Here is a 25,143-nt window from a genome sequence, read left to right as displayed (position 1 = left end):
CCGAGCCGCCCAGCTTCGTCCGCCCCGGACCGGATTCGTGACCGATGGTCGAGATGCGTAAGGCGCTGCGAGGGGTCGATTATTCGTGTCGAGGAGTTGGGTGTCGGGGATCCGGCGTGGGGCGGCCGCGGCGCTGGTCGTGCCGACGATCGGAATGGCGGCGGGCGTGAGTCGCGCCGAGCCGGAGGCGATCGCGGTGCCCGCGCAGGGGTGTCCGGGGTTGTATGTGCTCGCGGTGCAGGGGACGGGACAGTCGGCGCCGGACGCGCCGGTATCGCTGGATTCGGGGATGTTGGCCGCGGTGCTGGAGCCGGTGCTGAGCACGGCGCGCGGGCTGGTGGCGCGGGCGTATGTGCCCTATGAGGCCGCCTTCGGCGGCGCGGTGCCGGGCGGGCTGGTGCCCTATTCGGTGTCGGTGACCGGCGGCCTGGATCATCTGCGGCAGATGGCGGCGGCGGTGGCGCGGCAGTGCCCCGGAAGCGAATTGGCGCTGGTGGGATATTCCCAAGGGGCGCATGTGGTTTCGATGTTCGCGCAGGAGGTCGGTCAGGGCCGGGCGGAGATTCCCGCCGACCGGGTCGCGGCCGTGGCCTTGATCGCCGATCCGACGCGGCGGCCGGGGGCGCCGCTGTTTCCGGGCGATCCGGGACGTCGGGTACCGGCCCCGGCGCCGGGCACGGCCGGCGCGGAAGTCGCACGGCTGCAACCATTTCCGCAACCCCGACTGGCCGGAGGCGGCATCGGCCCGGATCAGGACATCGCCGCCGATTTCGGCGCGCTGAGCGGCCGGGTGGCATCGCTGTGCATGCCGGGCGATCTCGCCTGCGACGCACCGGCGGACCTGCCGATGCTGCGCACGATCGTCAATATCGCGGGGCAGGCCGATCTCGATCCGGCCGATCCGATGGCCGCGTTCCACTCCATTCTGCGGGCGCTGCAGGACGCGGCGGTCAAGACGGCCGTCGAGGTCGCCGATCGCGATCTGGCGGGGCAGTCGCTGGGCACGCTGTCGCTGTCGTCGGGCAAGACGCTGAGCCAGCGGCTCGCCGAAATGTCCGATCCGCGAACCCAACCCGCGGATCCGCAGGCGCGGCGCACCCTGTTGAAGCTCGGGACGAGCGCGCTCAATACGGTCCTCGCGCTCACCGGCACGATGCTGACCCAGGACGAGGTCGCCTACATCGCCGCCGCCGCCGACCCGCTCGACGGATTGCACCGGCTCGCCGACATATTCGTGGCCGCGGTGCGCCGCCCGGTGCCGAAAGGCCCCGCGTTCCATCTGTTCACGCAGCTGTTCGACGCGGTCGCCCAGCTGCTCGACGACACCCTCGCGGCGCTGGATCCGGAGATCTGGGCGCGCTACCTGGATACCGGCCGCCAGCACGGCGCCTACGTATTCGCCTCCGCCGGTGAGCGTTCGGCGGTGCAGTTCGTCTCCGAGTGGTTCGCTGCCCTGGCCCGCGATCTGTCCGGCCCGCGGCTACCCGCGGCCGCTACCGACGGCGCCCCGGCCGCGAAACCGCCGATGGCACAGCCGCTCTCGACACCCGCGCCGCGTGCGGCGGAAGGTACCGGCAGCGCCGCGCCGCCGGCAGCCGGGAGCGCGACGGCCACGCTGCCCGGCCATCGCGATATCGCGTGGTGGCGATCGATCACGACCGATCGCGAACAGGACCGGTACTTCCGGTGGCTGCTGCTGTTCATCGCCACCGCCGTGGCCACCCACCTGCTGGCCTGGGTGTGGACCCCGCGCCAGCGCTTCCTCATCGGCGAAGCAACTCGTCGGCGGCGCGGCGGAACAGGCGGACGCCGTTCGAATCGCCCAGGCGCAGCGCGATATTGGCGGCGTTGAGCATGCTGTCGAGTTGGAAGGCGGCGAGTTCGGGGTCGACCTCGGTGAGTTCGCCTGCCACCACGGCGTTTTCCAGATCGTGGGCGAGCAGCTCGCGCCAGTAACCGCGCTGCCGGACCAGCGCGTCGCGCACCGGTCCGGGACGACTGTCGAATTCGGCCAGGGTGGCGGTCCAGAAGCAGCCGCCCGGGAAGACCGGTCGCTCGACGTAGGAGATCCAGTTCTCGAGCAGCGCGCGCAGCCGGGGCAGGCCCGCGGGAACATCCCGGGCGGGGTCCACGACCTCCTCGACGAACACCGCGCGCGCGGTCTCGACGGTGGCCAGCTGCAGCTGTTCCTTGGTGCGGAACAGGGTTTGGATGCCTGCCTTGCTGATGCCCAGATCGTCGGCCAGCCGCCCGAAGCTCACCCCGTCCAGCCCGTCGACCGAGGCGATGTCGACCGCCCGCCGGGTGATCGCCAGGCGCGAGCGCGCGCCGCGTCGCAGGCGGCGATCGGAGATCTCGGCCTCGGTCACGGCCGGGCCGCCACGGGTTTCGGAGCGGCCGAGCGCCGCGCGGCGACGGCGAACAGCGCCACCAGCAGCACGCTCAGCCACACGTAGGTGTCACCGATCAGGTGTTGCCAAGGGGTCCAGGAATATTCGCGATTGTTGTCGCCCGGCTCCCAGTTCTGCGGCCCGATGACGAATACCACCGTGGTGGCCAGGACCACCGCGTACCACAGCAGCGCCGAGCGCCCGGTGCGCCGCGCGGCCGCGCCCACCCCGGCCAGCATCGCCGGTGCGACCCACACCCAGTGGTGCGACCACGAGATCGGCGAGACCAGCAGTGTGAAGACCGCGTTGAACGCCAGCATCAGCGCCGGATTGTCGTTCGCCCGGCGCATGGCCGTGACGACCAGCGCCAGCACCAGCGCGCCGAGCAGCAGCCACAGCGCGGTGAACACCGGTTCGGGCACCTGGAAGCGCGCGAGCACACCCTGGATCGACTGATTGGTGTGGAAGGCCGAACCGCTGAGCCCGGAGACATTGCCCATCCCGCCGAACCAGTAGCGCGTGGATTCGTGCGGCATGACCGCGAAGGCCAACAGGGTCGCCGCGGCGCCCGTGACCGCGGCCGTGATCGCCGCGCGGTAGTCCTTGCGCACCAGGAAGTAGATGACGAAGGCGGCCGGGGTCAGCTTGATCGCGGCGGCGATGCCGATGAGCATGCCGCGCCGCCACTTCGGCCGCAACGCCAGGCAGTCCGCGGCCACCAGCACCATGAGCAGCAGGTTGACCTGGCCGAAGTCCAGGGTGGAGTGGACCGGTTCGAGCAGCAGCCCCACCGGGATCGCGCACGCCGCCGCCCACAGCACCAGTTCGGTATTGCCGTCCCAGAGCCGTCGCGCGGTCAGATAGATGGTGACCGCCAGCGCCAGCGTGGAGACCACGAAGAAGGCGAGCGCGGCCGGATGCCAGGACAGCAGCGCGAACGGACCGAGCGCCAGCGCCGCGAACGGGGGATAGATGAACGGCAGACTGATGCCCATGCTCGTCTTGGGCAGCGAGCCGTACATGTCGGCGCCGTGCCACCACGCCTGCACCCCGAGGCGATAGACCTGCAGGTCGATGAACTCTCGCTCGATCGGGGTCAGCGGCCAGCTCGGGTGGGTCAGCCAGAAGACGGCGATCGCCAGCAACAGCGGCGGGACCAGCCACAGCGGTCGACCGAGGGGACGAGCCGAGGACTTCGTCGGAGCGGAGGTGGAGACACTAACCATCCAGCACGAGATTACCGATGTTCGGCGCCCGGTCGAAGTCCGGGGCGGAAACTCCCGCGCCGATCTTACTGGGCACGAGTCCAGCTCATGATCGGGGGTGGCCCGTTTGTAGCATGAGACGCGTTATGGCTGCTACCACCCGTGAGCAGCGGCGCTCGTCGAATGCCGAGGCCCCGCTGACCCTCACCACCGCTCCGCCGCGGAGTCTGTCCTTCGCGGATCAGGCCGCCTTCTGGGTCAATCTCGGCGTGAGCCTGATCGGCTTCACCGGGGCCTTCTATGTGCTGCACCCCGCCGGGCATCCGCAACTGCCCGTGGCCGCGGCGCTCGTCGCGACCGTGCTGGGGACGATCGTGGGTACCGCGATGGTCGCGGCCGCGGGCGCCGTGGGCGCGCGCACCGGGGCGCCCGCGATGGCGAACTTCCGGGGGCTGTTCGGGACGCGGCTGTCGTATGCGCCGACCGTCGCCAATATCGTGCAGTGCATCGGATGGGCCGTCTACGAGCTGACCGTGATCGCGGGCGGGGTGCAGGCGCTGACCCACGGGCGGCTCCCGCATGCGGCGGTGATCGTCGCGGGCGGAATCCTGTGCACCGCAATGGCGATCTGGCCGCTGTCGGTGCTGCATATCCTGCGCAAGTACGTCACCGTCGCGGTCGCCGTCGCGATGCTGTATTTCACCGTCCAGTTCCTGCGGCATCCGCTGCCGCAGCCCGCCGACACCTCCTGGAGCGGATTCTTCCCGGCCGTGGACACCGCGCTCGCGGTGGCCGTGTCGTTCCTGCCGCTGGCCGCGGACTACACCCGGCACGCGCGTTCGGCGCGCGCGGCCTCGGGCGCCACGTTGCTCGGCTATTCGGCCGGGCAGATCTGGTGCTATCTGCTGGGCGTGATCGCCCTGATCCAGGTCGGCGGCGATCCGGAACGGATCTTCGACACCTTCCTGGGCGTGGCCGCCGGATGGGCGTTCTTCGCGATACTGGTGCTGCGCGAATCGGACCAGTCGTTCGCGAACGTATATTCCACGGCCATGTCGCTGCAGAATCTGCTGCCGCGGGTGGACCGACGAATTCTGGCCGCCGCCGTCGGTGTGGTGGCGACCGTGCTGGCGCTCGGCGTGCACGACTTCACCGGCTTCTCCAATTTCCTGCTCCTGATCGGCTCGGTCTTCGTGCCGCTGTGCGCGGTCATGGTGGTCGACTATTTCCTCGGCCGGGGACGGCAGGGCTGGGATCTGTCGGAGCGGGCGCCCGCGCGGCCGCTCATGCTGTTGCCGTGGCTGCTGGGGTTCGCGGTCTATCAGCTGTTCAATCCTGGTTCGGTGGCCTGGTGGGCGCGGTTGTGGGAGCGGGTGCGGGACGGGATCGGGCTGCGTCCGGACTGGTGGTCGTCGGCCTCGCTGTTCTCGTTCCTGGTCGCGGCGCTGGCGACGGCCGTGCTGGTGCGGATCGAGCGGAGGCGTGCTGCCTGAGGACGAGCCCGGTGACCTGGTCTTCGGCATGGGGACCAGCCCGATGGCCGAATCCGATTGGCCGCCACTGACACTCGCCGAGGTCGATGGCGCGGTCGAGATCGAGTGGCGTAGCCCCCGGCCGCTGTCGTCGACGGCGCGGCTGCGGCTGGCCGACGGGCGGCGGGTGGTGGTCAAACGGATGGCGCTGGCGTTGCGCGATGCCGCGGCGCTGGCCGAGGAGCACGCCTTCGCCGACCACCTGCGGTCCAGGGGTGTGCCGATACCGGCCGTGCGGTCGTGGACGCGGGCCGAATTCGCCTACGAGATGCACGATCTCGGCGTGGGGGCGGACCGCTATCGCGGCGTGTTCTCCTGGACGCCCTATCTCAGCCTCGCCCATGCCGCCTCCGCCGGTCGGATGCTGGCCCGACTGCACCGCGCGGCCGAGGGTTTCGACGCGCCCGCCCGGCCGCCCCGGCCGCTGACCGCCGCCCTGTGTACCGATCCGATCGCGACCGTGGCGACCTACGCCGCCGCCCGCCCCGCCGTCGCGGACTTCCTGGCCGAGCGGTCGTGGCGCGACGAATTGGCCTGGCCGCCAATCGATCTCGGCGACCTCGCGCCGCTGTGGACGCACAACGATTGGCACGGCACCAATCTGCTGTGGTCCGGCGACGAGATCACCGCGGTCTTCGATTTCGGCCTGGCCAATCGCACCACCGCCGTCTTCGACCTGGCCGTGGCGATCGAGCGCTTCGCGGTGGACTGGCTCGCGTTGCGCGACGGGGGCCCCGCTCGGGTGCACGCCGAACAGCTCGCGGCCTTCCTGCGCGCCTACCTCGAAACCCGCCCGCTCACCCCCGCCGAGTGCCGCGCGCTGCCGCGGCTGTTCCCGCTCGCGCATATCGCCTACGAGCTGTCGGAGATCGACTACTTCCTGGCGGTGCCACCGCGGCCGAACCGGGACAACGCCGAGCTCGCCTATCGCGAATACCTCGTCGGCCATCTGCACTGGGTCCGCACCGCCGCGGGCCGGGACTTCCTCCAGCTTCTTGGGCAATTGACCAGGTGAGCGAGCCCACACCGTCCGTTTCGATGGTGCCGTCCGGAACTTCAGACCGTCCTTCCCGGCAAATTTGTTGATCATGTCCAGATTTGCCGGACAAACCGGGCGTACGGTCGGCTCCGCTCGCATATTCTTGTCGCGGTTACCCGGAGACCTAGATCACTCGGTCGGCTGCTATGTTTGCTCGCTGCTAGTGCTCGCCGCGGGTCGAGCGGGGGACAGCTACGACAGAGGAGTATGAGGTTGGCTATCCCAGGTTCAGAACAGGGCACGACCCGAGGTGAGTCGCCCGGCCGATGGGGCGGACTGTTCCGCACCAAGTCGGTGGAGCAGTCCATCCGCGACACCGACGAACCGGACGCGAAGCTGCGCAAGGATCTGACGGCGTGGGATCTCACCATCTTCGGTGTGGCCGTGGTGGTCGGCGCGGGCATCTTCACCCTCACCGCGCGCACGGCCGGTAACGTGGCCGGGCCCTCGGTGTCGCTGGCCTTCGTCTTCGCCGCCATCGCCTGCGGCCTGACCGCGCTGTGCTACGCGGAATTCGCCTCGACCGTGCCGGTCGCGGGCAGCGCTTACACCTTCTCCTACGCGACCTTCGGTGAGCTGGCCGCCTGGATCATCGGTTGGGACCTCATCCTGGAGTTCGCGCTCGCCGCGGCCGTGGTGGCCAAGGGCTGGTCGCAGTATCTGGGCCAGGTCATCGGCACCACCCCGGTCGCGCACTTCGGATCGATCACCTTCGACTGGGGTTCGGTACTGCTGCTGGCGGTGCTCGGCGTGCTGCTGGCCGTGGGCACCAAGGTGTCCTCGCGGGTGTCGGCGGTCGCGGTGGCCATCAAGCTGGCGGTGATCGCGCTGGTGATCGTGGTGGGCCTCACCTACTTCAAGGCCGAGAACCTCTCGCCCTACATTCCGCCGTCCAAGCCGGGCGAGGGTGGTTCGGGCGTGCATCAGACGCTGTTCTCCTGGCTGACCGGCGCCGGGCACAGCACCTTCGGCTGGTACGGCCTGCTGGCCGCGGCGAGCCTGGTGTTCTTCGCGTTCATCGGCTTCGACGTGGTCGCCACCACCGCCGAGGAGACCAAGAACCCGCAGCGCAATGTCCCGCGCGGCATTCTCGGCTCGCTGCTCATCGTGACCGTGCTGTACGTGGCGGTATCGCTGGTGCTGACCGGCATGGTGCCCTACACCGAACTGCAGAGCGGCGACGCCACGCTCGCGACCGCCTTCGCGATCCACGGGGTGACCTGGGCGAAGAACATCATCTCGATCGGCGCGCTGGCCGGTCTGACGACGGTGGTCATGGTGATGTACCTGGGGCAGACCCGGGTGCTGTTCGCCATGTCGCGCGACGGGTTGCTGCCGCGCGGGCTGGCGCACACCGGCAGCAAGGGCACGCCGGTGCGGCTCACCGTCATCGTCGGCGTGATCTGCGCGCTGCTGGCCGGATTCGTGGAGTTCGGCACGCTCGAGGAGATGGTCAACATCGGCACGCTGTTCGCCTTCGTGCTGGTCTCGATCGGCGTGATCATCCTGCGCCGGACGCGGCCCGAACTGCCGCGCGGATTCCGGGTGCCGCTGGTGCCGCTGATCCCGATCCTCGCCGTGCTGGCCTGCCTGTGGCTGATGCTGAACCTCTCGGTGGAGACCTGGCTGCGGTTCGTGGTCTGGATGGCGATCGGCCTGGTGTTGTATTTCGCCTATGGCGCGCGGAAGTCGGTGCTACGCAAGGGAACTCAGTAGTATCGACGCTTACTCCGGCGCGCTCTGCGCGGGAACCTGGGGCGCTGTCTCGGCCGCCGCGTGGGCGGACCGGGCCAGCGCCCTCGCGCGATCGAGCTGCTCGATAATCGTTTCCCAGTAGGCGTATCCCGCGTCCAGCCGACCGCCGCGGTCCTGATCGTGATGGATGCGCAGCAGGGTGCGGGTGGCCTCGGCGGTGTAGGCCGCCGCGGCCAGCGGCGGCGGGACCTGGTCGGCGGAGTCGTAGAGCTGGGCGATCCGGTCGGTGAGCCAGTAGGCCTCGAAGTGTGCCTGCGCCGAGGCGTCCTCATCGCGCAGCCGGACGGCTCCCGGCCCCGCCGCGCGGGCCCGGTCGGCCAGGCTGGCCAGATCGGGCGCATCGCTGAGCGCCCGGCGCAGCTCCGCGCCCAGCAACCGGTACAGCAGGCCCGCGAGCATGGCGTGTTCCACGCCCGGGGTGTCGGCGCCGCTCAGCTCACGGCGCCATACCTGCGCCGCGACCTGCTCCACCTCGGCACGCAGAATTGCCAGTGCCGCCCGTAACTGCCCTATCGTGACCATAGGTGCTCGTTTCTCTGCCGTCCCTGACAGGTGGACAAGACGGACGACCGTCTTGCCGAAGAGCAAGGCTACCTTCTAGCAAATGCATTCCCATGGCATCGCCACCGCCGATTTTTCGGGGTGTCGCCCAAACGGAGCCGCCCCCTCCGATTCGAGGTCTAGACTTGCGTCGACGGGTGCGAGCACCGACCACGGGGACGGATCTGATGACCGACAGCGACGCGCAACCGGAGATCGACCTCACCACAGTGGACTTCGAGCGTGGCTACCGCGACGGCACGCTGGTGGAGGGTGTCGTCATGGAGCGAATGCCCTGGGATACCGGGCAACCGCAGCCGATGCTGGTGGAATACGAAGCGGCGGGCCGGATTTCGGGCGAGGTGCTCGACGTCGGTTGCGGGCCGGGTGACAATGCCGTCTTCCTGGCCGGTCGCGGCTACCGGGTGACCGGACTGGATGCCGCGCCGACCGCCATCGAGATGGCGCGCGCCCGCGCCGCCGAACGTGGTGCGCAGGTCGAATTCGCCGTCGCCGACGCCACCGTGCTCGCCGGTTACGACGGCCGCTTCGACACCGTGGTGAGCAGCATGCTGCTGCACTGCCTGAATCCGGAGCAGCGCCGGGCCAATGTCGCCGCGCTGCACCGGGTGCTGCGCCCGGGCGGGCGGCTGGTGCTGTCCTGCTTCCCCGAGAATTCCATCGCGCGGCTGTATTCGCCGTATCCGGTCGCCGAAACCGAACTGCGCGAACTGTTCTCGGCTCCAGACTGGACGCTGGACGGCCTGCGGGCCGATCGGGTGACGGCCGTCGCCCCGCCCGCCGAGGCCTTGGCGGCGTTCCGGGCCGGCGGTTTCGACCCCGAGGTGAACGAGGCGGGGCAGATGCGGTTGCCGACCTGGGTGCTGGAGGCCACCCGGAACTGAGGGCGCGCCCGACCGGTCGGGTTGTCCATATTCTGGTCGGCATGAGTGTGCAGACCGACGGAATGGCCGGACCGCTGCCGCGCGGCAGGCATCGGCTCAGCCGGGCGGAGGTCGAATCGTCGCAGTATCAACGCCTGTGCGCGGCCGCGCTGGTCGTGGTGGGCGAACTCGGTTACGCCGCCACCACGGTCGCCGATATCGTGGCCCGCGCGCAGGTGGCGCGGCGCACGTTCTATGCCATGTTCGGTGGCAAGGACGATTGTTTCGCCGCCGCCTACGATTTCGGCATCGAGCTCGGCCTGCGACGCGTCGGGGAGACGATCGGTGCTTGGGAGACAAGCGATTTCGCCGCCCGGATCCGGCTGTCCTTCGAGGTCCATCTCGCGATGCTCGCCGCCGATCCTGCCGCGACCCGGGCGCTGTATGTGGAGGCCCTGGCCGCCGGTGGCCCGCTGACCGCGCATCGCGCTCGCGTTCACGACCTGTTCGCCGACTGTCTGATGGGTATCGTCCGCGCGGGCGTCGGCACCGGCGATCTGCCCACGGCCCCCGATCCCGGTCTGGTCGACATGCTGATCGGCGGGATCGACGACCGCATCCGGGCATGCCTGACCGAGCGGGGCGCGGCGGCCCTGCCGGAACTCGCCCCACTGTTCACCCACACCACCCTGGTCCTGTGCCGGGCCGGAGCCGTAGCGCGTTGACGCCGAAGGGGTTTGGCGTGTAACAGTTCTTCCTCGAAGGAGGACGTGACCTTCGATGAAACTCTTCGAACCACGCAATATCGCCGCGCTGCGGGCCACCGCCGCCGCACTCGCCGCCACCGTGTCGCTGACGCTGGTCGGTGGTTCCGCCGCGGCGGAACCACCGAAACCCTCGTCGGTCAGCTCGGTCACCAAACAGGGCCGCAGCTGGCATCTGAAGGTGTACTCGGCGGCCATGGGCACCGAGATCCCGGTGGAGGTGCAGCGCCCGGCGGACGAGTCGGCGCCCGCGCCGAATCTGTACATGCTCAACGGCCTGGACGGCGGTGAGGGCACCGCGAGCTGGAACGGTCAGACCAAGGCGCTGGAGTGGCTGGCGGACAAGCACGTCAACGTCGTGCAGCCGATCGGCGGCCGGGGCAGCTACTACACCGACTGGATCAGGGACGATCCGGCGTTGGGCCGCAACAAGTGGAAGACCTTCTTCACCGAGGAGTTGCCCCCGCTGCTGGACGCGACCCTGAACGCCACCGGACGCAACGCGCTGGTGGGCCTGTCCACCTCGGGCACCTCGGTGCTGCAACTGGCCGAGGCCAAACCGGGCCTGTGGCAGACCGTCGCGGCCTACAGCGGCTGCGCGCAGATCGCCGATCCGATCGGGCAGCAGTTCGTCAAGCTCTCCACCGAGACCTGGGCCGGTGGTGACACCCGGAATATGTACGGCCCGGCCGACAGCCCGCTGTGGGCCGAGAACGATCCGGTGCTCAATGCCGAGAAGCTGCGCGGCACCCTGCTCTACATCTCCAGCGGCAGCGGCATTCCGGTGATGGAGGACGTCAAGTACTACACCACCAACGCCCCGGGTCCCACCGGCGGCGTGAATCTCGCGCTCGGCATGATCATCGAGGCCGCGGTCAACGGCTGCACCGCCAACCTGAAGAACCGGCTCGACTCACTGAACATCCCAGCGACCTATCAGTTCGATCCGGTCGGCACCCACTACTGGCCGTATTGGGAACAGGCGCTGCACAATTCGTGGCCGCTGCTCGCACAGGGCATGGGTCTGACGGGTTAGAGCCGGGCCCGCGGTCGCTCGGCGGCCGCGGGGTCGGACTTGCGATAGGTGCGCGCGACCAGGGCGGCGCGCAGGTACCACAGGCCGCCGGGCTGGGTGGGATCCAGGCCGGTGAGCTGGCCGACGCGCTTGAGGCGATAGTCGACCGTATTGGTGTGCACCTGGAGTTGGCGGGCGGTGCGCTGGCGGGACAGGCCGGTGGCGAGGTGGCTGCGCAGGGTCTCGAGCAGATCGGGATGGTCGTCGAGCGGATCCAGCAGCGCGCCCAGCCGGTCCAGCCCGGGGCCGGGCCGGGTGAGCTGATATTCCATGGCCAGGTCGGCGAAGCGGTAGAGGCCCGGCGCGCTGCGCAGGCGCAGCACGGTATCGAGGAGTTCATGGGCGCGATCGGCGCCGTCCGGGATCTCGGCGGTGGCCGCGGTGATCACCGTCGCGGTCACCGGAACCTGTGCGGCATCGGACAATCGGCCGATCAGATCGTCGAGCTCCGCGTCGGCGATCGCGTCCTCGGGAACGAGTACGGTGCCACCGTCGACGCTCAGCAGCGACAGGGCGCGTCCGCCGCACCAGCGGGCCAGTTCGGTCTGCAGCCGCCTGAGCTTGCGGCGCGCGACGACCTTGGCGTCCACGCCCGGATGGGTCTCGTCGCGGTGGCGGGGCAGGCTCATCGCGAGCACCGCGTAGGCGGGGGCGATCTCGATACCGCTCTCGCGGGCCATGGTGGAGGTGGGGTGGCCCGACAGCAGCGCCGAGACCAGGGTGTGCACGGCCGTGTGATGTTCACTGACCGCCGCCTGATGCTCGCGCACATAGGCCAGCGCGACGGCCGGGGTGATGGTGTCGAGTACGCGCAGCAGTAACTGGGCCGGATCCGACGGCCGCTCATGCGGTTCGGCCTGGGTCAGCAGCAGATCGAAGGCCAGCTTGAAACCCTCGTGCACGGCGTGATGCACGGTGTCGATCGGGATGCCCTCCCGGGCCCAGCCCGCGGCCGCCTGCTGCAGGAATTCGACCTTGTCGTCGGGTTCGCGGCCCTCCAGCACGTCGATGGTCAATTCCAGGCAGACTCGGGTGACCGCGGTGATGTCCCCGCGTAACGCGTCCCCGGGCAGGGTCGCGCACGGCGCCACGTGTGCGGCGAAGTGGCCGACCAATTGCCGTGACAGGTTCCGGACATCGTGCCTTGCGCGTCCGTTCATGGAGGTGCTCCGCACTCGCGTCTTCGAGGAACACGAACGTTCCCAGTAGCGGCCAACCCTAGCGAGCGCGCCCATCGCCACGCAACCGTCCGGCATGAAAGTGACAGGGGTTTCGGGGGTTTCGGGCTAGTCGCCAGATTGTTGCGGAGCCGGGTACAGCCGGTGGATCGTCGGCGCGGCGGCCATACCCGCGTGCCGAACAGCTCGGCCAGTGGCAGGGTAGTGCGAACGCGGCGGTCGAGGCGGGCGCGGCGGGGCATGATGGGGCCATGAATGCCCACGAGGAACTCATCGACCTGGCCGAGAAGTATTGGGACACCGTGCTGGAGGCCGCCCCCAGCAGTGCGACGCTGCTCGGGGACCACCGGTTCGACGATCGGGTCGAGGATCTGTCGGAACAGGCCGAGCAGCGGTTGATCGGGGTGTATCAGGGCCTGCTGCAACGGGTTTCGGAGATCGATCCGGCCGCGCTGAGCGCCGAGGACCGGACCACCCGCAGCCTGCTGCGCACCGAACTCGCCGCGACGGTCGATCAGCTGTCCTGGCGGCCGCTGGAACTGGCGTCGGATCAGATGGACGGCGTGCATGCCCAGGTGCTGACACTGGCGTCGCAGACCAATGCGCCGACCCCGGCGAACGCCGAGGCGCTGGTACGGCGGTTCCGCCAGTTCGACGTCATGTTCGGGCAGGCCACCGAGCGGTTCCGGGCCGGACTGGCCGCGGGGCGCAGCCCAGCGCGCATCGTCATCCAGCGGTCGCTGCACCAGCTGGACGGATATCTGGCCTCCGATCCGGCGACCGACGCCTTCGTCACCTTCCCCGGACCGCGGGACTGGGACGGTGAGAAGCAGTGGCGCACAACGCTGTCGGAGGTCGTGCGCGATGTGGTGCGCCCGGCGGTGCGCGCCTATCGCGAGGTGCTGGCCGCGGAGCTGCTGCCCGCCGCGCGGCCCGACGACCGGGTGGGCCTGTGCTGGCTGGGCGGCGATGGTGAGGACATCTACCGCCGCCAGCTGCGCCGGCACACCACCCTGGACGACCTGGGCGCGGAGGAGATCCACGAGACCGGGCTGGCCGAGTTGGAGCGCCTGCGCGAGGAGTACGCGCGGATCGGGGCGAAGCTGTTCGGCCTGACCGATCAGGCCGAGATCTTCGCGCGGCTGCAGGGCGATCCGGAGCTGCACTACACCGGTGGCGAGGAGATCATGGCCGATGCGCGTGCCGCGCTCGCCGCCGCGAATGCCGAGATGCCCAACTGGTTCGGCCGCATGCCGAAGCAATCCTGCGATATCGTCCCGGTTCCCGAATTCCTCGCCGCGGATGCGCCCGGCGCGTACTACTTCCCGCCCGCGGCGGACGGTTCCCGGCCGGGCACCTATTTCGTGAATCAGTACGATCCGGCCAGCCGCCCCCGGTACCAGACCGCGGCGATCGCCTATCACGAGGCCATTCCCGGCCATCACCTGCAACTGACCATCGCCAATGAGCTCGATCATCTGCCGCGTTTCCAGCGGATGTCGTTCGCCAACACCGCCTTCGTCGAGGGCTGGGCGCTCTACACCGAGCGGCTCGCCGACGAAATGGGTTTGTACGCCGACGATCTGGCCCGGATCGGAATGCTGGCGGCCGATTCGTTCCGGTCCTGCCGACTGGTCGTCGACACCGGCCTGCACGCCAAGGGCTGGAGCCGCCAGCAGGCGATCGATTACATGGTCGCGAATGTGCCGATCGGCCGCACCGAGATCGAGAGCGAGATCGACCGTTACATCGCCATGCCGGGTCAGGCCGTCGGTTACAAGATCGGGCAGCTCGAGATCCGTGGGCAGCGTGCGCGGGTTGCCGAGCGGCTCGGAGATCGGTTCGATATCAAGGCGTTCCACGACGCCGTGCTCGGCGCGGGCTCGGTGAGCCTGCCGGTGCTGCGGGAGCTGGTCGCCGCGCTGTAGCGGGCCGGGAGTTGCCGGTCGCGGTCGCTCGACGGTGTGTCCGGATGCGGCAAACAGCCAGCGTGCGGTTCAATGTACTGGTACGACGAGTTCTGTCAGCATGCTCCGCCATAACAGCATCCGAGAGGACAACGAACGTGAGCATGGTTCTCGCCGCGGCACACGACGTGTACACGACGGTGGTGGCCCAGGTCGGAAACCCGACCCCGGAGACTCCGCCGGCCGCCGACAAGCTGCTCAAGATGGTCCGCTACTTCACCTGGTTCGTCCTGCTCTCCGGCGTCACCGCCGTCACCTACGGCGGCGGCAAATTCGCCTGGGAGAAGTGGAACGGCGGCGCTTTGGAATCGCCGAAGATGGTCGCCGGAGCCATGATCGGCGGCGCCACGGCCACCAGCGCCGGAACCATCATGAACGCGGTCATCGGGAGCTGATGCCGACCGGGGTGCCGGGATGGCGGTGGCCATCCCGGCACTGATCACCCGATGTTCCCGGCACTGATCACCTGAGGTTCCCGGCACTGATCACCTGAGGTTCCCGGCACTGATCACCTGAGGTTCCCGGCACGCTTTCGCCGGGATCAACCCAACATCGTCTGCATCTGCTGAATCTCCGCCTGCTGGGCGGCGATGATCTTCTGGGCGAGGGCCTTGGCGTCCGGATTCGCGCCCGAGGCGAGCTCGGTATTGCTCATCTCGACCGCCCCGCGGTGATGGTCGATCATCATCCGCAGCCACATTCGATCGAATTCCGGCCCCGAGGCATTCGCCAAAGCGGTCATTTGGTCATGCGACATCATGCCGCTCATGTCGTGGCCCATCGTGGCGGTCGGGGCGGGTTTGCCGAAGCCGCGCAGCAAATCCTCGATTTCGCGCATCTCGGGGGACTGGGCCTGCTCGACATTCGCGGCCAGTGCGATCAGCCGCTGATCTCGAGACCGCGTCGGCACCAGCTTCGCCATGTCCACGGCCTGCGCGTGATGTGGATACATCATCTGCAGGAACGACACGTCGGCGTCGTTGAAGTCGGTGCGCGCCGAGGCGGCGGACGAGCTCGCGCCGTGGCTCGTGCTGGGCATATTCGAGCCGGTGGTGTTGTCGGAATCGTTGTTGCCGCAACCCGCGACGAGCAGGGCGACGGCGATCCCGGTACCGGCCAGGGTGATTCGAGTACGTGAACCGAACATGATTGTGCTCCTGAGGAATTGGTGAATATCTGGGAAATGGGCGCGCGCGAGGGCGCGGTCCATCAGATCCGCAGAATCGACAACTCCGGTAGCGACAGGACGGTCCAGGGCGGCGCCCGGGTACGGCGGAACGAGCGGGTGGCCGCGCCCGATCCGGCGGTATCGCCGGGATGGACGCCGACCCAGGCCAGGAGCGCGAGCCCCAGCGCGAGGGCGAGCGCCGACAATACGAATACGCAACCGTGCATGCCCCCGTGGCCGGTTCCGCAGTCGTCGCAATCGGATCCGTGCGACGCGGCGGGGGCGGGCGCGTGGGCGGCGGGCTGCGCCGCGTGGGCGGCGTGGGCGGCGTGCCCGTGCGGCTCGGCAGACGCCGCGCCGTGCCCCGCCCCGAAGACGACCGCATGCATGATCATGACCCCGACGACCAGCACGAACAGCCCGAGCGCCCGCAGGCGTCCGGTCGGCCGGTTCGGATCGGTCACGCCGACAGTCTAGGGCGCTTCGCGAGAGTGCCGTCAGCGCGTGGCGACGTCGACCACGAGCCGGGCCGGATTCGTCAGCGCCGTCACCGAGAACGCCGGACGTTCGGCATTCACCCCGATGAACGACTGGGTCGTACCCTCGAAGACGTGCGTGCTGTACACCCCGGCAATCGTCGGCGCACTCGGATCGGTCGCCGGGTCCGACCCGGCGTATTCGGCAACGCCGCTGTCCCACGGGTAGGCCGAGCCCAGGATCTGCACCTGCAGGATCGAGCGCCCGGCCACCTCGATCGGCTTGCCGCTGCCGTCCTGCACGGCCCGGTCGGTGTACTGCACCCGCCAGCCCGGCTGGCCGATGCCGCCGAGTCGATAGACCACGCGATCGAACCCGTCGTGATGTCCGATGCGGATGTCGGCGACGGTCAGCCGCGCGTCGGTGGACGGCTTGCCCTGAACCGGCGTCGTGGCCGTGGGTTTCGCCTCGGTGGTCACCCCCGCTTCGGCCCCCGGCGGTTGCTGCGACGAGCCGTTCGAGCAACCCGTCAGCAGCGCGAACCCCGCGATCGAGATCAAGACCAGCCTGTTACGCATGGGGCAGATGGTATGCGGTGTAACCAGTGGGGTGGTCGCGACGACACGGCAACGATCTAGCACACTGTAGGTGTGTTGGAGGTCGAGGACGTGCTGAGCCGATTGCGGCGCTATCCGGATGTGGAGGCGGTGAACCTCTATGCCGTCGACGCCGCCGATCGGCTGATCCTCGACGTCGCGGCCGATGCCCTGGCCAAGGCGGGCAGCGGCCACGTCGCGGTCGTCGACGATGGTTACGGCGCGCTCACCCTCGGCGCGATCGCCGCGCACGATCTGCGCGACGTGCGGGTGCATCAAGACCTGTTGACAGGTGAATTGGCGTTGGCCAACAACGCCCGCGCGGTCGGCCTGGCCGATCGGTACAGCGCGCAGGCTTTGGGGCCGCGGCTGTTCGAGGATGTGAAGGTGGTGCTGCTGCGGCTGCCCCGGGCGCTGTCCGGACTGGCCGAGATCGCCGACGCCATCGCGCGGTACGCCGACCCCGATGTCGAGGTGTTCGCCGGTGCCCGCGACAAGTATCTGACCCCGGCCATGAACGACGTGCTGGCCGAATCGTTTTCGGAGGTGCGGGCCAGCCGCGGTCGGCAGAAGTCGCGAATCCTGTTGGCACAGGGGCCGAAGCTACTGGGCGAGCCGCCCTTTCCGGTGCGCAAGCTGATCGAGGAGCTGAATCTCGAGGTGGTGGCGCACGGCGCCGCGTTCTCCGGGCCGAAGCTCGATATCGGCACCCGCTTCCTGCTCGAACATCTGCGGCGGATGAAACCCGATGCCCGCGAGGCCATCGACCTCGGTTGCGGCACCGGCATACTCGCCGTCACGCTGGCCAAGGCCCGTCCGCACCTCAGCGTGATCGGCACCGACCAGTCCGCCGCCGCGGTCGCCTCGGCCCGCGCCACCGCCGCCGCCAACGACGTCGCCGATCGGGTGACCGTGCTGCGCGACGACGCCATGTCCGAGGTCGACGATCACAGCGCCGATCTGGTGGTGTGCAATCCGCCGTTCCATGTCGGGGCGGCGGTGCACACCGGTTCGGCCATCAAGATGTTCGCCGAGACCGGCCGCGTGCTGCGTCCGGGCGGCGAGCTGTGGACGGTCTACAACTCCCACCTCAACTACCGCGGCGTCATGGAGCGCATGGTCGGCCGCACCGATGTGGTCGGTCGCAACCGGAAGTTCACGGTGACTCGGTCGGTTTGCGGCCTGCACGACCTCCGCCGGGATTAGTCTGCTTTGCGACCGCGCGCTCGCGGTAGAGTCCAAATTGTCCGACTTCTGTCCGGTTCGGGAACTTGCTTCTCGTACCGGACGTTGGATACTCAGAACGGCCACGACCGACGTGGGCCGCGAACCTTCGGAAAGGCACGAGAACGGTGCGCACCTCAAGCAACCCGATCTTCAAGAACCTGCCGCAACAGCAAGGCGGTGGATACGCGGGATTCGGTTCGGCGGCTGCGGGCGCCGGACAATTCGCTCAGTACGGACAGCAGCCGTACGGATACGAGCAGCAGTACCAGCCCTCCCAGGCTGCCCCGGCCGCCCGGCCCATGACCATCGACGACGTCGTCACCAAGACCGGCATCACGCTGGGCGTGGTGACGGTCGCGGCGGTGCTGTCCTACGCTCTGACCGCGGCCAACCATGCGCTCGCCCCGTTGTTCGTCCTGGTCGGCGGCCTGGTCGGACTGGTGCTGGTGCTCGTCGCGACCTTCGGCCGTAAGCAGGACAATCCGGCCATCGTGCTGAGCTACGCGGCCGCCGAGGGCCTGTTCCTGGGCGCGCTGTCGTTCATGTTCACCAATGTCGCCTTCGGCGGCGTCGGCGGCTCGGGCCTGATCGCCCAGGCCGTGCTCGGCACCTTCGGCGTGTTCTTCGGCATGCTGGTCGTCTACAAGACCGGCGCGATCCGCGTGACGCCGCGGTTCACCCGAATGCTGTTCGGCGCCATGATCGGTGTCCTGGTCCTGATGCTGGGCAACCTGATCGCCGCGTTCTTCACCCCGGGCGGCTTCGGCCTGCGCGACGGCGGCGCGATCGCCATCATCTTCAGCCTGGTCTGCATCGCGATCGCGGCGTTCAGCTTCCTGCTCGACTTCGACGCCGCGGATCAGCTCATCCGCGCGCAGGCTCCGGAAAAGGCGGCCTGGGGCGTGGCCCTGGGTCTGACCATCACCCTGGTCTGGCTCTACACCGAGATCCTGCGGCTGCTGAGCTACTTCCAGAGCGAGTGATCGCGGATTCGACGCACTGACAACGGTGGCCACCGGGACGACCCGGTGGCCACCGGCGTATTCGGCGGATTGTGACAACGTTGGCGCGACTCAGTTCTCGAGCAGCGCCGCGGGCAGGACGTCGGTGGCCACATGATCGTCGCCGCAGTGTTCGGCCAGGCTCGCGATGCCCTCGGCGTTGTGCAGCCGCAGCGGCAGGATCTCCTGATAGGCGGGGGAGGCGTACCAGCCCTGCGCCGCTTCGTAATCCGGGAATTCGATGACGATGAAGGTGCCGTCGGCGGGTCCCTCGGCGACCTGCTGGCGCCCGCCGTGCACGATGAATCTGCCGCCGAACGGGGCCAGCGTGGCGTCGATCCGCCGCAGATACGTCACGATCTCGGCATTGCGGTCGACGTTGTGCAGGTGGGCGATGGCGTAGGCGGTCATTCTCGGCTCCTCGGGACGGAAGGGCTTGCTGCCCACGATGTTTCCGTGTCCGAGGAGCCGAGTCGATTACCTCGGGGGTAAGGCTCAGCTGAGCCGCTCGATGATCATGGCCATGCCCTGGCCGCCGCCGACGCACATGGTCTCCAGGCCGAACTGCTTGTCGTGGGTCTGGAGGTTGTTGATCAGAGTGGCGGTGATGCGGGCGCCGGTCATGCCGAACGGGTGGCCCAGGGCGATGGCGCCGCCGGAGACGTTCAACTTGTCCAGGTCCATCTTCAGCTCGCGGGCCGAACCGAGCACCTGCACCGCGAAGGCCTCGTTGATCTCGTAGAGGTCCAGATCGTCGATGGTCATTCCGGCGATCCGCAGGGCGCGTCGGGTGGCCTCGATCGGGCCGAGGCCCATGATCTCCGGGGACAGGCCGGATACGCCGGTGGAGACGATGCGGGCCAGCGGGGTCAGGCCGAGATCGCGAGCCCTGCTGTCGCTCATGATCACCAGCGCCGCCGCGCCGTCGTTGAGCGGACAGGCATTACCCGCGGTGATCGTGCCGTCGGGGCGGAAGACGGGCTTGAGCTGAGAGACCTTCTCGTAGCTGGTGCCGGGGCGCGGGCCGTCGTCGGTGGCCACCACGCTGCCGTCGGGCAGGGTCACCGGGGTGATCTCGCGCTCGAAGAAGCCCGACTTGATGGCCTCCTCGGCGCGGTTCTGCGAGCGCACGCCCCAGTGGTCCTGATCCTCGCGGGAGATGCCGGTGAACTGGGCGACGTTTTCGGCGGTCTGGCCCATGGCGATATAGATGTCGGGCAGCTGGTCGAGTTCGCGCGGATCCTGCCAGCCGTCCGAGCCGCCCTCGGCACGCTTGGCCGTGCGGACCTCGGCCTCGGCGAACTTGATGTTGTGGGTGTCGGGCCAGCCGTCGGAGGTGCCCTTCGGGAATCGCGACACCGTCTCCACCCCGGCGGAGATGAACACATCGCCCTCACCGGCCTTGATGGCGTGGAAGGCCATGCGGGTGGTCTGCAGCGAGGAGGCGCAGTAGCGGTTGACCGTGGTGCCGGGCAGATAGTCGTAGCCCAGCTGGGTGGCCACCACCTTCGCCATATTGAAGCCGCCCTCGCCGCCGGGCTGGCCGCAGCCGAGCATCAGATCGTCGATTTCGGCAGCCGCCAGGGCGGGCACCTTGTCCAGCGCGGCACGCACCATCTGGGTGGCCAGATCGTCCGGCCGCATGCTCACCAGGGAGCCCTTGGCAGCCCGTCCGATCGGGGAGCGGGCGTAGGACACGATGACGGCCTCGGGCATGAGGACTCCTTATGTCGGTGGCGAACAGCCAAGCGACTGCTCGGTGCAGCTATCTGGAATTCTCCTCCGAATTTACGTCGCGGCGATCGACTGGGGAACACCTGGTATGTCCCGATCGCTCGCCCGCAGTTCGCGCAGCAGCGCGGGTAGCAGATGACTCGCGGCGAGTTCGTAGCCCGCGGCCGAGGGATGAAAACCGTCGGGAGAGAACAGGATCTCGGGCGTGCTGCGGAAATCACGGCCCAGCAGATCGCCCATCGGCACCGGGCAGCCGCCCGCGGCCAGCGTGGCCGCCGCCTGCGCCCGGGCCAGCCGCACGCTCCAGCCGTGGACCACGGTGCGCAGCGGCTGCGGAATCGCCGCCACCGTGCCGAGATCCGGGCAGGTGCCGACCACGACGACGCTGCCCGCGGCGCGCAATCGCGTCACCGCCTGTTTGACCCGCTGCGCCGACCGCAGCACCGAATGCTGTTTGGTGATGTCGTTGCCGCCGATCAGGATCACCGCCGCGTCCGGCGGCGGCCCCGCCACGAACATCGCGTCCACCTGTCCGGCAAGGCCTTTCGAGGTGGCGCCCGAGATCGCCTTGGTACTCAACCGGATGCGCTGCCCGGTCGCCTCGGCCAGGCCGCGCGCGATGCGCACACCCGGAACCTCCTCGGCGCTCACACATCCGACACCCGCGGCGGTGGAGTCACCGAAGACCATCAGATGCAGATCGATGGGTACCCCGGTGCGCCACCGCTCGGGTGCCAGGCAGCCCGCGGTGTAGACCCCGTCGGCCTCCGGGGGTTTGGAGGTGTCGCGGCCGATCACCGTCCGCGCGGCCTGCGCCTGCGACGACAGCAATTTGTAGGTCGCCCACCACCCGGCCGTGGCGCCGGACCCCGCCACCACGGTCGCGGCTCCCGTCGCCGCGAACGTCCGCCACATCTTCCCCACGCCGCCACCTTCCGCCGCAGCCCTTCTCGCGTCGATTACGCCTGCATATATCGTGCCGGATCGATCGGTTGTGAGCAGCCGGGGAGAAGTTATTGCCCAGGTGGCGGCGGCGGGGGAGCCGGGACGTCGAAGGAGCCGCGGACGGGCAGGTGCGGGCCGTTGGTGGTGACGACGACCTCGATGTGGCCCGGGCCGGTGTCCTGGAGCATGGCGTAGAGAATGCTGCCGTAGAGACCGGCCACCACGTTGACGCGGTATTCGCCCGCGGCCCCGCTGGTCATGTTGCGCCAGGACACGGTCGTGTCCACCTCGCACAGCGGGGCCAGGGGGTAGTCGCCGGGGCCGACACCCGTCACCGGCAGCGCCTGCACGTTGAGCACGGCGCGGCCCGGAAGATCGGGGCCGGTGTCGGCCCACGTCCGAATGTTGCCCCAGCAGAATCCGCCGTAGAACAGGCTCGTCGTCTGGGGGAATTCGATGGTCTGTGCATGCGCGGGCGCGACGATCGCGGCGGTCCCGAGGGCTCCGATCACGACAGCGCGGGCGGTCTTCGGCATCCTCACGCGGGCGATGATAGGGCGGATTTCGTGCGGTATCGCGTTATGTGGTGGACGCCGCGCCGCATAGGGGACACGCGGGACGAATCGCACCCGATCCATGCGCCCGGGCCGATTCTGCGACGATGGGGTTATGCGCATTGCGAACCACGTCGTCGACCTGATCGGCAACACCCCGCTCGTTCGGCTCAACTCCGTGGTGGGCCCGGACTCCGGCCTGGTGGCGGCGAAGATCGAGTACCTCAACCCGGGCGGCAGTTCCAAGGACCGCATCGCGGTCAAGATGATCGACGCCGCCGAGGAGCAGGGACTGCTGAAGCCGGGCGGCACCATCGTCGAGCCCACCTCCGGTAATACCGGTGTCGGCCTGGCGCTGGTCGCCCAGCAGCGCGGCTACCGGTGCGTCTTCGTCTGCCCGGACAAGGTGAGCGAGGACAAGCGGAACGTGTTGCGCGCCTACGGCGCCGACGTGGTGGTCTGCCCGACCGCCGTGCCGCCGGACCATCCGGACAGCTACTACAGCGTCTCCGATCGCCTGGTCCGCGAGATCGAGGGCGCGTGGAAGCCCAACCAGTACTCCAATCCGGGCGGCCCGGCCAGCCACTACGAGACCACCGGCCCGGAGATCTGGCGCGACACCGAGGGCAAGGTCACCCACTTCGTCGCGGGCGTGGGCACCGGCGGCACGATCACCGGCGCGGGCCGCTACCTCAAGGAGGTCTCCGGCGGCAAGGTGAAGGTGATCGGCGCGGATCCGGAGGGTTCGGTGTACTCCGGCGGCACCGGTCGCCCCTATCTGGTCGAGGGCGTGGGCGAGGACTTCTGGCCCAGCGCCTACGACCCGAACATCCCCGACGAGATCATCGCGGTCTCCGATGCCGACTCCTTCGAGATGACCCGCCGCCTGGCCCGCGAGGAGGGCCTGCTGGTCGGCGGTTCCTGCGGGATGGCCGTGGTCGCCGCGCTGCGGGTGGCCGAGCGGGATCCGGATGCGGTGGTCGTGGTGCTGCTGCCCGACGGCGGCCGCGGCTATCTGTCCAAGATCTTCAACGACCGCTGGATGAGCTCCTACGGCTTCCTGCGCTCGCGCCTGGACGGCCGCACCGAACCGCTGGTCGGCGATGTGCTGCGCGGTAAGTCCGGCGCGCTGCCCGATCTGGTGCACACCCATCCGTCGGAGACGGTGCGCGATGCCATCGAGATCCTGCGCGAATACGGCGTCTCGCAGATGCCCGTGGTCGGCGCGGAGCCGCCGGTGATGGCCGGTGAGGTGGCGGGCAGCGTGAGCGAGCGGGACCTGCTGTCGGCGGTGTTCGAGGGGCGCGCGCACCTGACCGATCCGGTGTCCAAGCATATGAGCGAGTCGTTCCCGCTGATCGGTTCCGGCGAACCGGTGTCCGCGGCGACCAAGGCGCTGGAATCCACCGACGCGCTGATGGTGGTCGAGGACGGCAAGCCGATCGGCGTGATCACTCGCCACGATCTGCTCGGCTTCCTCAGCTCCTACTGACGGGCCCGATCGCAACGCACCCCGGCCGCCCGGCCGGGGTGCGTTTTTTGTTTCCAGATGGTAACAGCTGGGATGTAGCTACAAGCTCGGCAAAGTATTTCCAGGTGAGAGGGTATAAACACGGTCTGACGAATTCCCCTGATGATCAAGGGTAATCGCGCCATGAGGGCCGAATCACCCCGCTGAGTACCCTGGATAACTGAATCGTTACCGGAAGTTCATGGGCGCTGGCGATGATGGAGTCATATGACTCGGGGACAGGCTTTTGTGTGGGTACTTCTGACGGCCGCGGTGCTGGGTGCCGCGGAACTGCTCGGGCGCGTCGGTTTCCCGGCGCCCGCGATGATCGTGTCACTCGTCGTCGGCGCGGCGCTGGCGTTGAGCGGGCGCCTGCCCGCACCGCTGCCGCAGTCGCTGACCACCGGCGTCCAGGGCATGCTCGGGGTGCTGATGGGCAGCTATCTCGAGGTGTCGCTGCTGCGCGCGATCGGCTGGGACCTGATTCCGGTGCTGCTGGTCACCGTCGCCACGCTGGCGTTCAGCGTGCTGGTGGCGATCGTGTTCGCGCGCTTCACCGGGATGGACATCGCGACCGCGACGCTGGGCCTGATGGCGGGTGGTTCGGCGGCCGTGGTGGCCTGCGCGGACGAATTGGGCGCGGACGCCCGCCGGGTGGCCTTCATGCAGTATCTGCGGGTCGGCTTCGTGGCGCTCAGTGCGCCGGTGGTGGCCGCCGTACTCGGTGACGGTGACGGATCGGCGGAGGCGATCGCCAGCCGCGTCACGAATCCGGACCTGCCCGCCTGGATGGTGGTGGGCCGCGGTGATCAGGTGGCCGGCCTGTCCATCGCCATCGTCCTGTGTCTGGTGGGAACGCGGGTCGGGCGGTGGCTGCGCCTGCCGAACGCGGCGCTGCTCGGCCCGATGCTGCTGGCGATGGCGCTCACCGCGGCGGGGGTGAGCCACGGCTACGCGCCCACGCATCTGTTCAAGCAGCTGCTGTTCGTCTTCATCGGCTTCGAGGTGGGCACCCGATTCACCCGCGCGGTGGTGGTCGAGATGGCCCGGCTCATTCCCGCCATGACCGCCGCGGTCGTGGCGCTGTCGGGACTGGTGGCCGCGCTCGCGCTCGGCCTCGGCTGGTTCGTCGAGCTGCGACCCACGGACCTGTATCTGGCCACCACGCCCGGTGGTATCAACGCGGTGCTGGCCACCGCCGAGGATCTGACCGTGCACACCCCGCTCATCACGTGCGTGCAGAGCATTCGGTTGATCGTGATGGTGCTGCTGCTGCCGCTGGTGGTTCGGGTGCTGCGGACGCGCGTCCCGACGTCCGAGGTCCCCGGGCCGGATGCGGCGGTCGCCGCCACGCTGCCCGAGGCCGATGTATCCGATACGGCCCTGCCCGAGGCGGCGCTGTCGGCCCGACGCGGCTGAGGCGGATCGGGACTTTCGGCCGTTACCGTTCGGGACCTGAAGCCGTCCGAAAACGGACAAACGGCCATCGTCCAGCGTGACACGACGAGTTTTTACGTGATCCGTACCACTCGTTAGCTTCAGCTAAACAAGCTGTTCAGAGGCTTGCGGGCGGTGTAGGGCGACGAACCTACGGTGGCGTAG

At 68.9% G+C, this 25,143-nt stretch carries 24 protein-coding genes; 13 read left to right on the top strand and 11 right to left on the bottom strand.

The window, feature by feature from the left end; genetic code table 11:
- Window positions 1–100 precede the first annotated feature (100 nt).
- Complete coding sequence (locus NDR87_RS26840; RefSeq protein ID WP_251915875.1) at window positions 101–1,852, top strand: cutinase family protein; 1,752 nt, start codon at window positions 101–103, stop codon at window positions 1,850–1,852.
- Here the strand turns inward: NDR87_RS26840 and NDR87_RS26835 are convergent.
- Entirely contained in the window at window positions 1,764–2,369 is a 606-nt protein-coding gene (locus tag NDR87_RS26835; protein WP_251915873.1) for a TetR/AcrR family transcriptional regulator, read from the bottom strand. The genes NDR87_RS26840 and NDR87_RS26835 overlap by 89 nt on opposite strands.
- Window positions 2,366–3,616, bottom strand: coding sequence for a glycosyltransferase 87 family protein (locus NDR87_RS26830; protein ID WP_251915871.1), 1,251 nt, complete (start codon window positions 3,614–3,616; stop codon window positions 2,366–2,368). Before NDR87_RS26830 ends, NDR87_RS26835 begins: the two co-directional genes overlap by 4 nt.
- Before the next feature lie 125 nt (window positions 3,617–3,741).
- Here NDR87_RS26830 and NDR87_RS26825 point away from each other — a divergent pair, with 125 nt between their 5' ends.
- From NDR87_RS26825 to NDR87_RS26815, 3 genes are all read left to right on the top strand, one after another.
- Window positions 3,742–5,088, top strand: coding sequence for a cytosine permease (locus NDR87_RS26825; protein ID WP_251915869.1), 1,347 nt, complete (start codon window positions 3,742–3,744; stop codon window positions 5,086–5,088).
- Entirely contained in the window at window positions 5,078–6,142 is a 1,065-nt protein-coding gene (locus tag NDR87_RS26820) for a phosphotransferase (RefSeq protein WP_251915867.1), read from the top strand. Before NDR87_RS26825 ends, NDR87_RS26820 begins: the two co-directional genes overlap by 11 nt.
- Window positions 6,143–6,385: 243 nt before the next feature.
- A complete protein-coding gene (locus NDR87_RS26815; protein ID WP_251916121.1) occupies window positions 6,386–7,882 on the top strand; it encodes an amino acid permease in 1,497 nt (498 codons plus the stop codon).
- Window positions 7,883–7,891: 9 nt separating this feature from the next.
- Here the strand turns inward: NDR87_RS26815 and NDR87_RS26810 are convergent, their stop codons facing one another.
- Complete coding sequence (locus tag NDR87_RS26810) at window positions 7,892–8,443, bottom strand: hypothetical protein (protein WP_251915864.1); 552 nt, start codon at window positions 8,441–8,443, stop codon at window positions 7,892–7,894.
- 206 nt (window positions 8,444–8,649) lie between these two features.
- Between NDR87_RS26810 and NDR87_RS26805 the strand changes: the two genes are divergently transcribed.
- The 3 genes from NDR87_RS26805 to NDR87_RS26795 are packed head-to-tail and all read left to right on the top strand — an operon-like array spanning window position 8,650 to window position 11,145.
- Complete coding sequence (locus NDR87_RS26805; protein ID WP_251915863.1) at window positions 8,650–9,366, top strand: class I SAM-dependent methyltransferase; 717 nt, start codon at window positions 8,650–8,652, stop codon at window positions 9,364–9,366.
- Between the two features lie 41 nt (window positions 9,367–9,407).
- On the top strand, window positions 9,408–10,070 hold the full coding sequence (locus tag NDR87_RS26800; RefSeq protein ID WP_251915860.1) for a TetR/AcrR family transcriptional regulator: 663 nt from the start codon (window positions 9,408–9,410) through the stop codon (window positions 10,068–10,070).
- 55 nt (window positions 10,071–10,125) lie between these two features.
- Window positions 10,126–11,145, top strand: coding sequence for an alpha/beta hydrolase family protein (locus NDR87_RS26795; protein ID WP_251915858.1), 1,020 nt, complete (start codon window positions 10,126–10,128; stop codon window positions 11,143–11,145).
- Here NDR87_RS26795 and NDR87_RS26790 read toward each other — a convergent pair.
- Entirely contained in the window at window positions 11,142–12,344 is a 1,203-nt protein-coding gene (locus NDR87_RS26790) for a CdaR family transcriptional regulator (RefSeq protein WP_251915856.1), read from the bottom strand. The two genes, NDR87_RS26795 and NDR87_RS26790, sit on opposite strands and share 4 nt — an antisense overlap.
- A gap of 269 nt (window positions 12,345–12,613) precedes the next feature.
- Between NDR87_RS26790 and NDR87_RS26785 the strand changes: the two genes are divergently transcribed.
- Together NDR87_RS26785 and NDR87_RS26780 are read left to right on the top strand one after the other, a co-directional pair.
- Entirely contained in the window at window positions 12,614–14,290 is a 1,677-nt protein-coding gene (locus NDR87_RS26785) for a DUF885 family protein (RefSeq protein ID WP_251915844.1), read from the top strand.
- 143 nt (window positions 14,291–14,433) lie between these two features.
- The gene (locus NDR87_RS26780; RefSeq protein WP_251916119.1) at window positions 14,434–14,724 is read left to right on the top strand and encodes a hypothetical protein; all 291 of its coding nucleotides are present in this window, start codon (window positions 14,434–14,436) and stop codon (window positions 14,722–14,724) included.
- A gap of 146 nt (window positions 14,725–14,870) precedes the next feature.
- Here the strand turns inward: NDR87_RS26780 and NDR87_RS26775 are convergent, their stop codons facing one another.
- The 3 genes from NDR87_RS26775 to NDR87_RS26765 all read right to left on the bottom strand — a co-directional run bounded on the left by NDR87_RS26775 (window position 14,871) and on the right by NDR87_RS26765 (window position 16,552).
- A complete protein-coding gene (locus NDR87_RS26775; protein WP_251915842.1) occupies window positions 14,871–15,476 on the bottom strand; it encodes a DUF305 domain-containing protein in 606 nt (201 codons plus the stop codon).
- A gap of 62 nt (window positions 15,477–15,538) precedes the next feature.
- Window positions 15,539–15,961 (bottom strand): DUF6153 family protein, encoded by a 423-nt coding sequence (locus tag NDR87_RS26770; protein ID WP_251915839.1) that lies wholly within the window; start codon window positions 15,959–15,961, stop codon window positions 15,539–15,541.
- Window positions 15,962–15,994: 33 nt separating this feature from the next.
- Window positions 15,995–16,552 carry a hypothetical protein gene (locus NDR87_RS26765; protein WP_251915836.1) on the bottom strand — a complete coding sequence of 186 codons (558 nt, stop codon included), beginning with the start codon at window positions 16,550–16,552 and terminating at the stop codon, window positions 15,995–15,997.
- Between the two features lie 72 nt (window positions 16,553–16,624).
- Between NDR87_RS26765 and NDR87_RS26760 the strand changes: the two genes are divergently transcribed.
- Together NDR87_RS26760 and NDR87_RS26755 are read left to right on the top strand one after the other, a co-directional pair.
- Window positions 16,625–17,776 (top strand): methyltransferase, encoded by a 1,152-nt coding sequence (locus NDR87_RS26760; protein ID WP_251915833.1) that lies wholly within the window; start codon window positions 16,625–16,627, stop codon window positions 17,774–17,776.
- A gap of 146 nt (window positions 17,777–17,922) precedes the next feature.
- Window positions 17,923–18,780: a Bax inhibitor-1/YccA family protein gene (locus NDR87_RS26755; protein WP_251915830.1), complete on the top strand. Its 858-nt coding sequence runs from the start codon at window positions 17,923–17,925 to the stop codon at window positions 18,778–18,780.
- A gap of 90 nt (window positions 18,781–18,870) precedes the next feature.
- Here the strand turns inward: NDR87_RS26755 and NDR87_RS26750 are convergent, their stop codons facing one another.
- The 4 genes from NDR87_RS26750 to NDR87_RS26735 form a co-directional block, all read right to left on the bottom strand.
- Entirely contained in the window at window positions 18,871–19,209 is a 339-nt protein-coding gene (locus NDR87_RS26750) for a DUF1330 domain-containing protein (RefSeq protein WP_251915827.1), read from the bottom strand.
- Between the two features lie 84 nt (window positions 19,210–19,293).
- On the bottom strand, window positions 19,294–20,514 hold the full coding sequence (locus NDR87_RS26745) for an acetyl-CoA C-acetyltransferase (protein WP_251915825.1): 1,221 nt from the start codon (window positions 20,512–20,514) through the stop codon (window positions 19,294–19,296).
- 72 nt (window positions 20,515–20,586) lie between these two features.
- On the bottom strand, window positions 20,587–21,447 hold the full coding sequence (locus NDR87_RS26740) for an SGNH/GDSL hydrolase family protein (protein WP_251916117.1): 861 nt from the start codon (window positions 21,445–21,447) through the stop codon (window positions 20,587–20,589).
- Window positions 21,448–21,545: 98 nt separating this feature from the next.
- Window positions 21,546–22,013 (bottom strand): hypothetical protein, encoded by a 468-nt coding sequence (locus NDR87_RS26735; protein ID WP_251916115.1) that lies wholly within the window; start codon window positions 22,011–22,013, stop codon window positions 21,546–21,548.
- A 133-nt stretch (window positions 22,014–22,146) separates the two neighbouring features.
- Between NDR87_RS26735 and NDR87_RS26730 the strand changes: the two genes are divergently transcribed.
- Together NDR87_RS26730 and NDR87_RS26725 are read left to right on the top strand one after the other, a co-directional pair.
- The gene (locus tag NDR87_RS26730) at window positions 22,147–23,523 is read left to right on the top strand and encodes a cystathionine beta-synthase (protein ID WP_251915822.1); all 1,377 of its coding nucleotides are present in this window, start codon (window positions 22,147–22,149) and stop codon (window positions 23,521–23,523) included.
- A gap of 267 nt (window positions 23,524–23,790) precedes the next feature.
- Entirely contained in the window at window positions 23,791–24,960 is a 1,170-nt protein-coding gene (locus NDR87_RS26725) for an AbrB family transcriptional regulator (RefSeq protein WP_251915819.1), read from the top strand.
- The last annotated feature ends 183 nt before the right edge of the window (window positions 24,961–25,143 follow it).

Origin of the sequence: Nocardia sp. CDC159 (genome assembly GCF_023740735.1) — a bacterium.
Classification (GTDB): Bacteria; Actinomycetota; Actinomycetes; order Mycobacteriales; family Mycobacteriaceae; genus Nocardia; species Nocardia pulmonis.
Note: the sequence above shows the minus strand (reverse complement) of the source record. Positions and strands in the feature narration are given on the sequence as shown.

Coding starts and splice junctions, on each gene's coding strand:
- NDR87_RS26765 (WP_251915836.1), bottom strand. CDS start 16,552: ATGCGTAACAGGCTGGTCTTGATCTCGATCGCGGGGTTCGCGCTGCTG.
- NDR87_RS26735 (WP_251916115.1), bottom strand. CDS start 22,013: ATGCCGAAGACCGCCCGCGCTGTCGTGATCGGAGCCCTCGGGACCGCC.
- NDR87_RS26750 (WP_251915827.1), bottom strand. CDS start 19,209: ATGACCGCCTACGCCATCGCCCACCTGCACAACGTCGACCGCAATGCC.
- NDR87_RS26730 (WP_251915822.1), top strand. CDS start 22,147: ATGCGCATTGCGAACCACGTCGTCGACCTGATCGGCAACACCCCGCTC.
- NDR87_RS26795 (WP_251915858.1), top strand. CDS start 10,126: ATGAAACTCTTCGAACCACGCAATATCGCCGCGCTGCGGGCCACCGCC.
- NDR87_RS26775 (WP_251915842.1), bottom strand. CDS start 15,476: ATGTTCGGTTCACGTACTCGAATCACCCTGGCCGGTACCGGGATCGCC.
- NDR87_RS26805 (WP_251915863.1), top strand. CDS start 8,650: ATGACCGACAGCGACGCGCAACCGGAGATCGACCTCACCACAGTGGAC.
- NDR87_RS26745 (WP_251915825.1), bottom strand. CDS start 20,514: ATGCCCGAGGCCGTCATCGTGTCCTACGCCCGCTCCCCGATCGGACGG.
- NDR87_RS26790 (WP_251915856.1), bottom strand. CDS start 12,344: ATGAACGGACGCGCAAGGCACGATGTCCGGAACCTGTCACGGCAATTG.
- NDR87_RS26740 (WP_251916117.1), bottom strand. CDS start 21,447: ATGTGGCGGACGTTCGCGGCGACGGGAGCCGCGACCGTGGTGGCGGGG.
- NDR87_RS26830 (WP_251915871.1), bottom strand. CDS start 3,616: ATGGTTAGTGTCTCCACCTCCGCTCCGACGAAGTCCTCGGCTCGTCCC.
- NDR87_RS26825 (WP_251915869.1), top strand. CDS start 3,742: ATGGCTGCTACCACCCGTGAGCAGCGGCGCTCGTCGAATGCCGAGGCC.
- NDR87_RS26810 (WP_251915864.1), bottom strand. CDS start 8,443: ATGGTCACGATAGGGCAGTTACGGGCGGCACTGGCAATTCTGCGTGCC.
- NDR87_RS26785 (WP_251915844.1), top strand. CDS start 12,614: ATGAATGCCCACGAGGAACTCATCGACCTGGCCGAGAAGTATTGGGAC.
- NDR87_RS26800 (WP_251915860.1), top strand. CDS start 9,408: ATGAGTGTGCAGACCGACGGAATGGCCGGACCGCTGCCGCGCGGCAGG.
- NDR87_RS26780 (WP_251916119.1), top strand. CDS start 14,434: ATGGTTCTCGCCGCGGCACACGACGTGTACACGACGGTGGTGGCCCAG.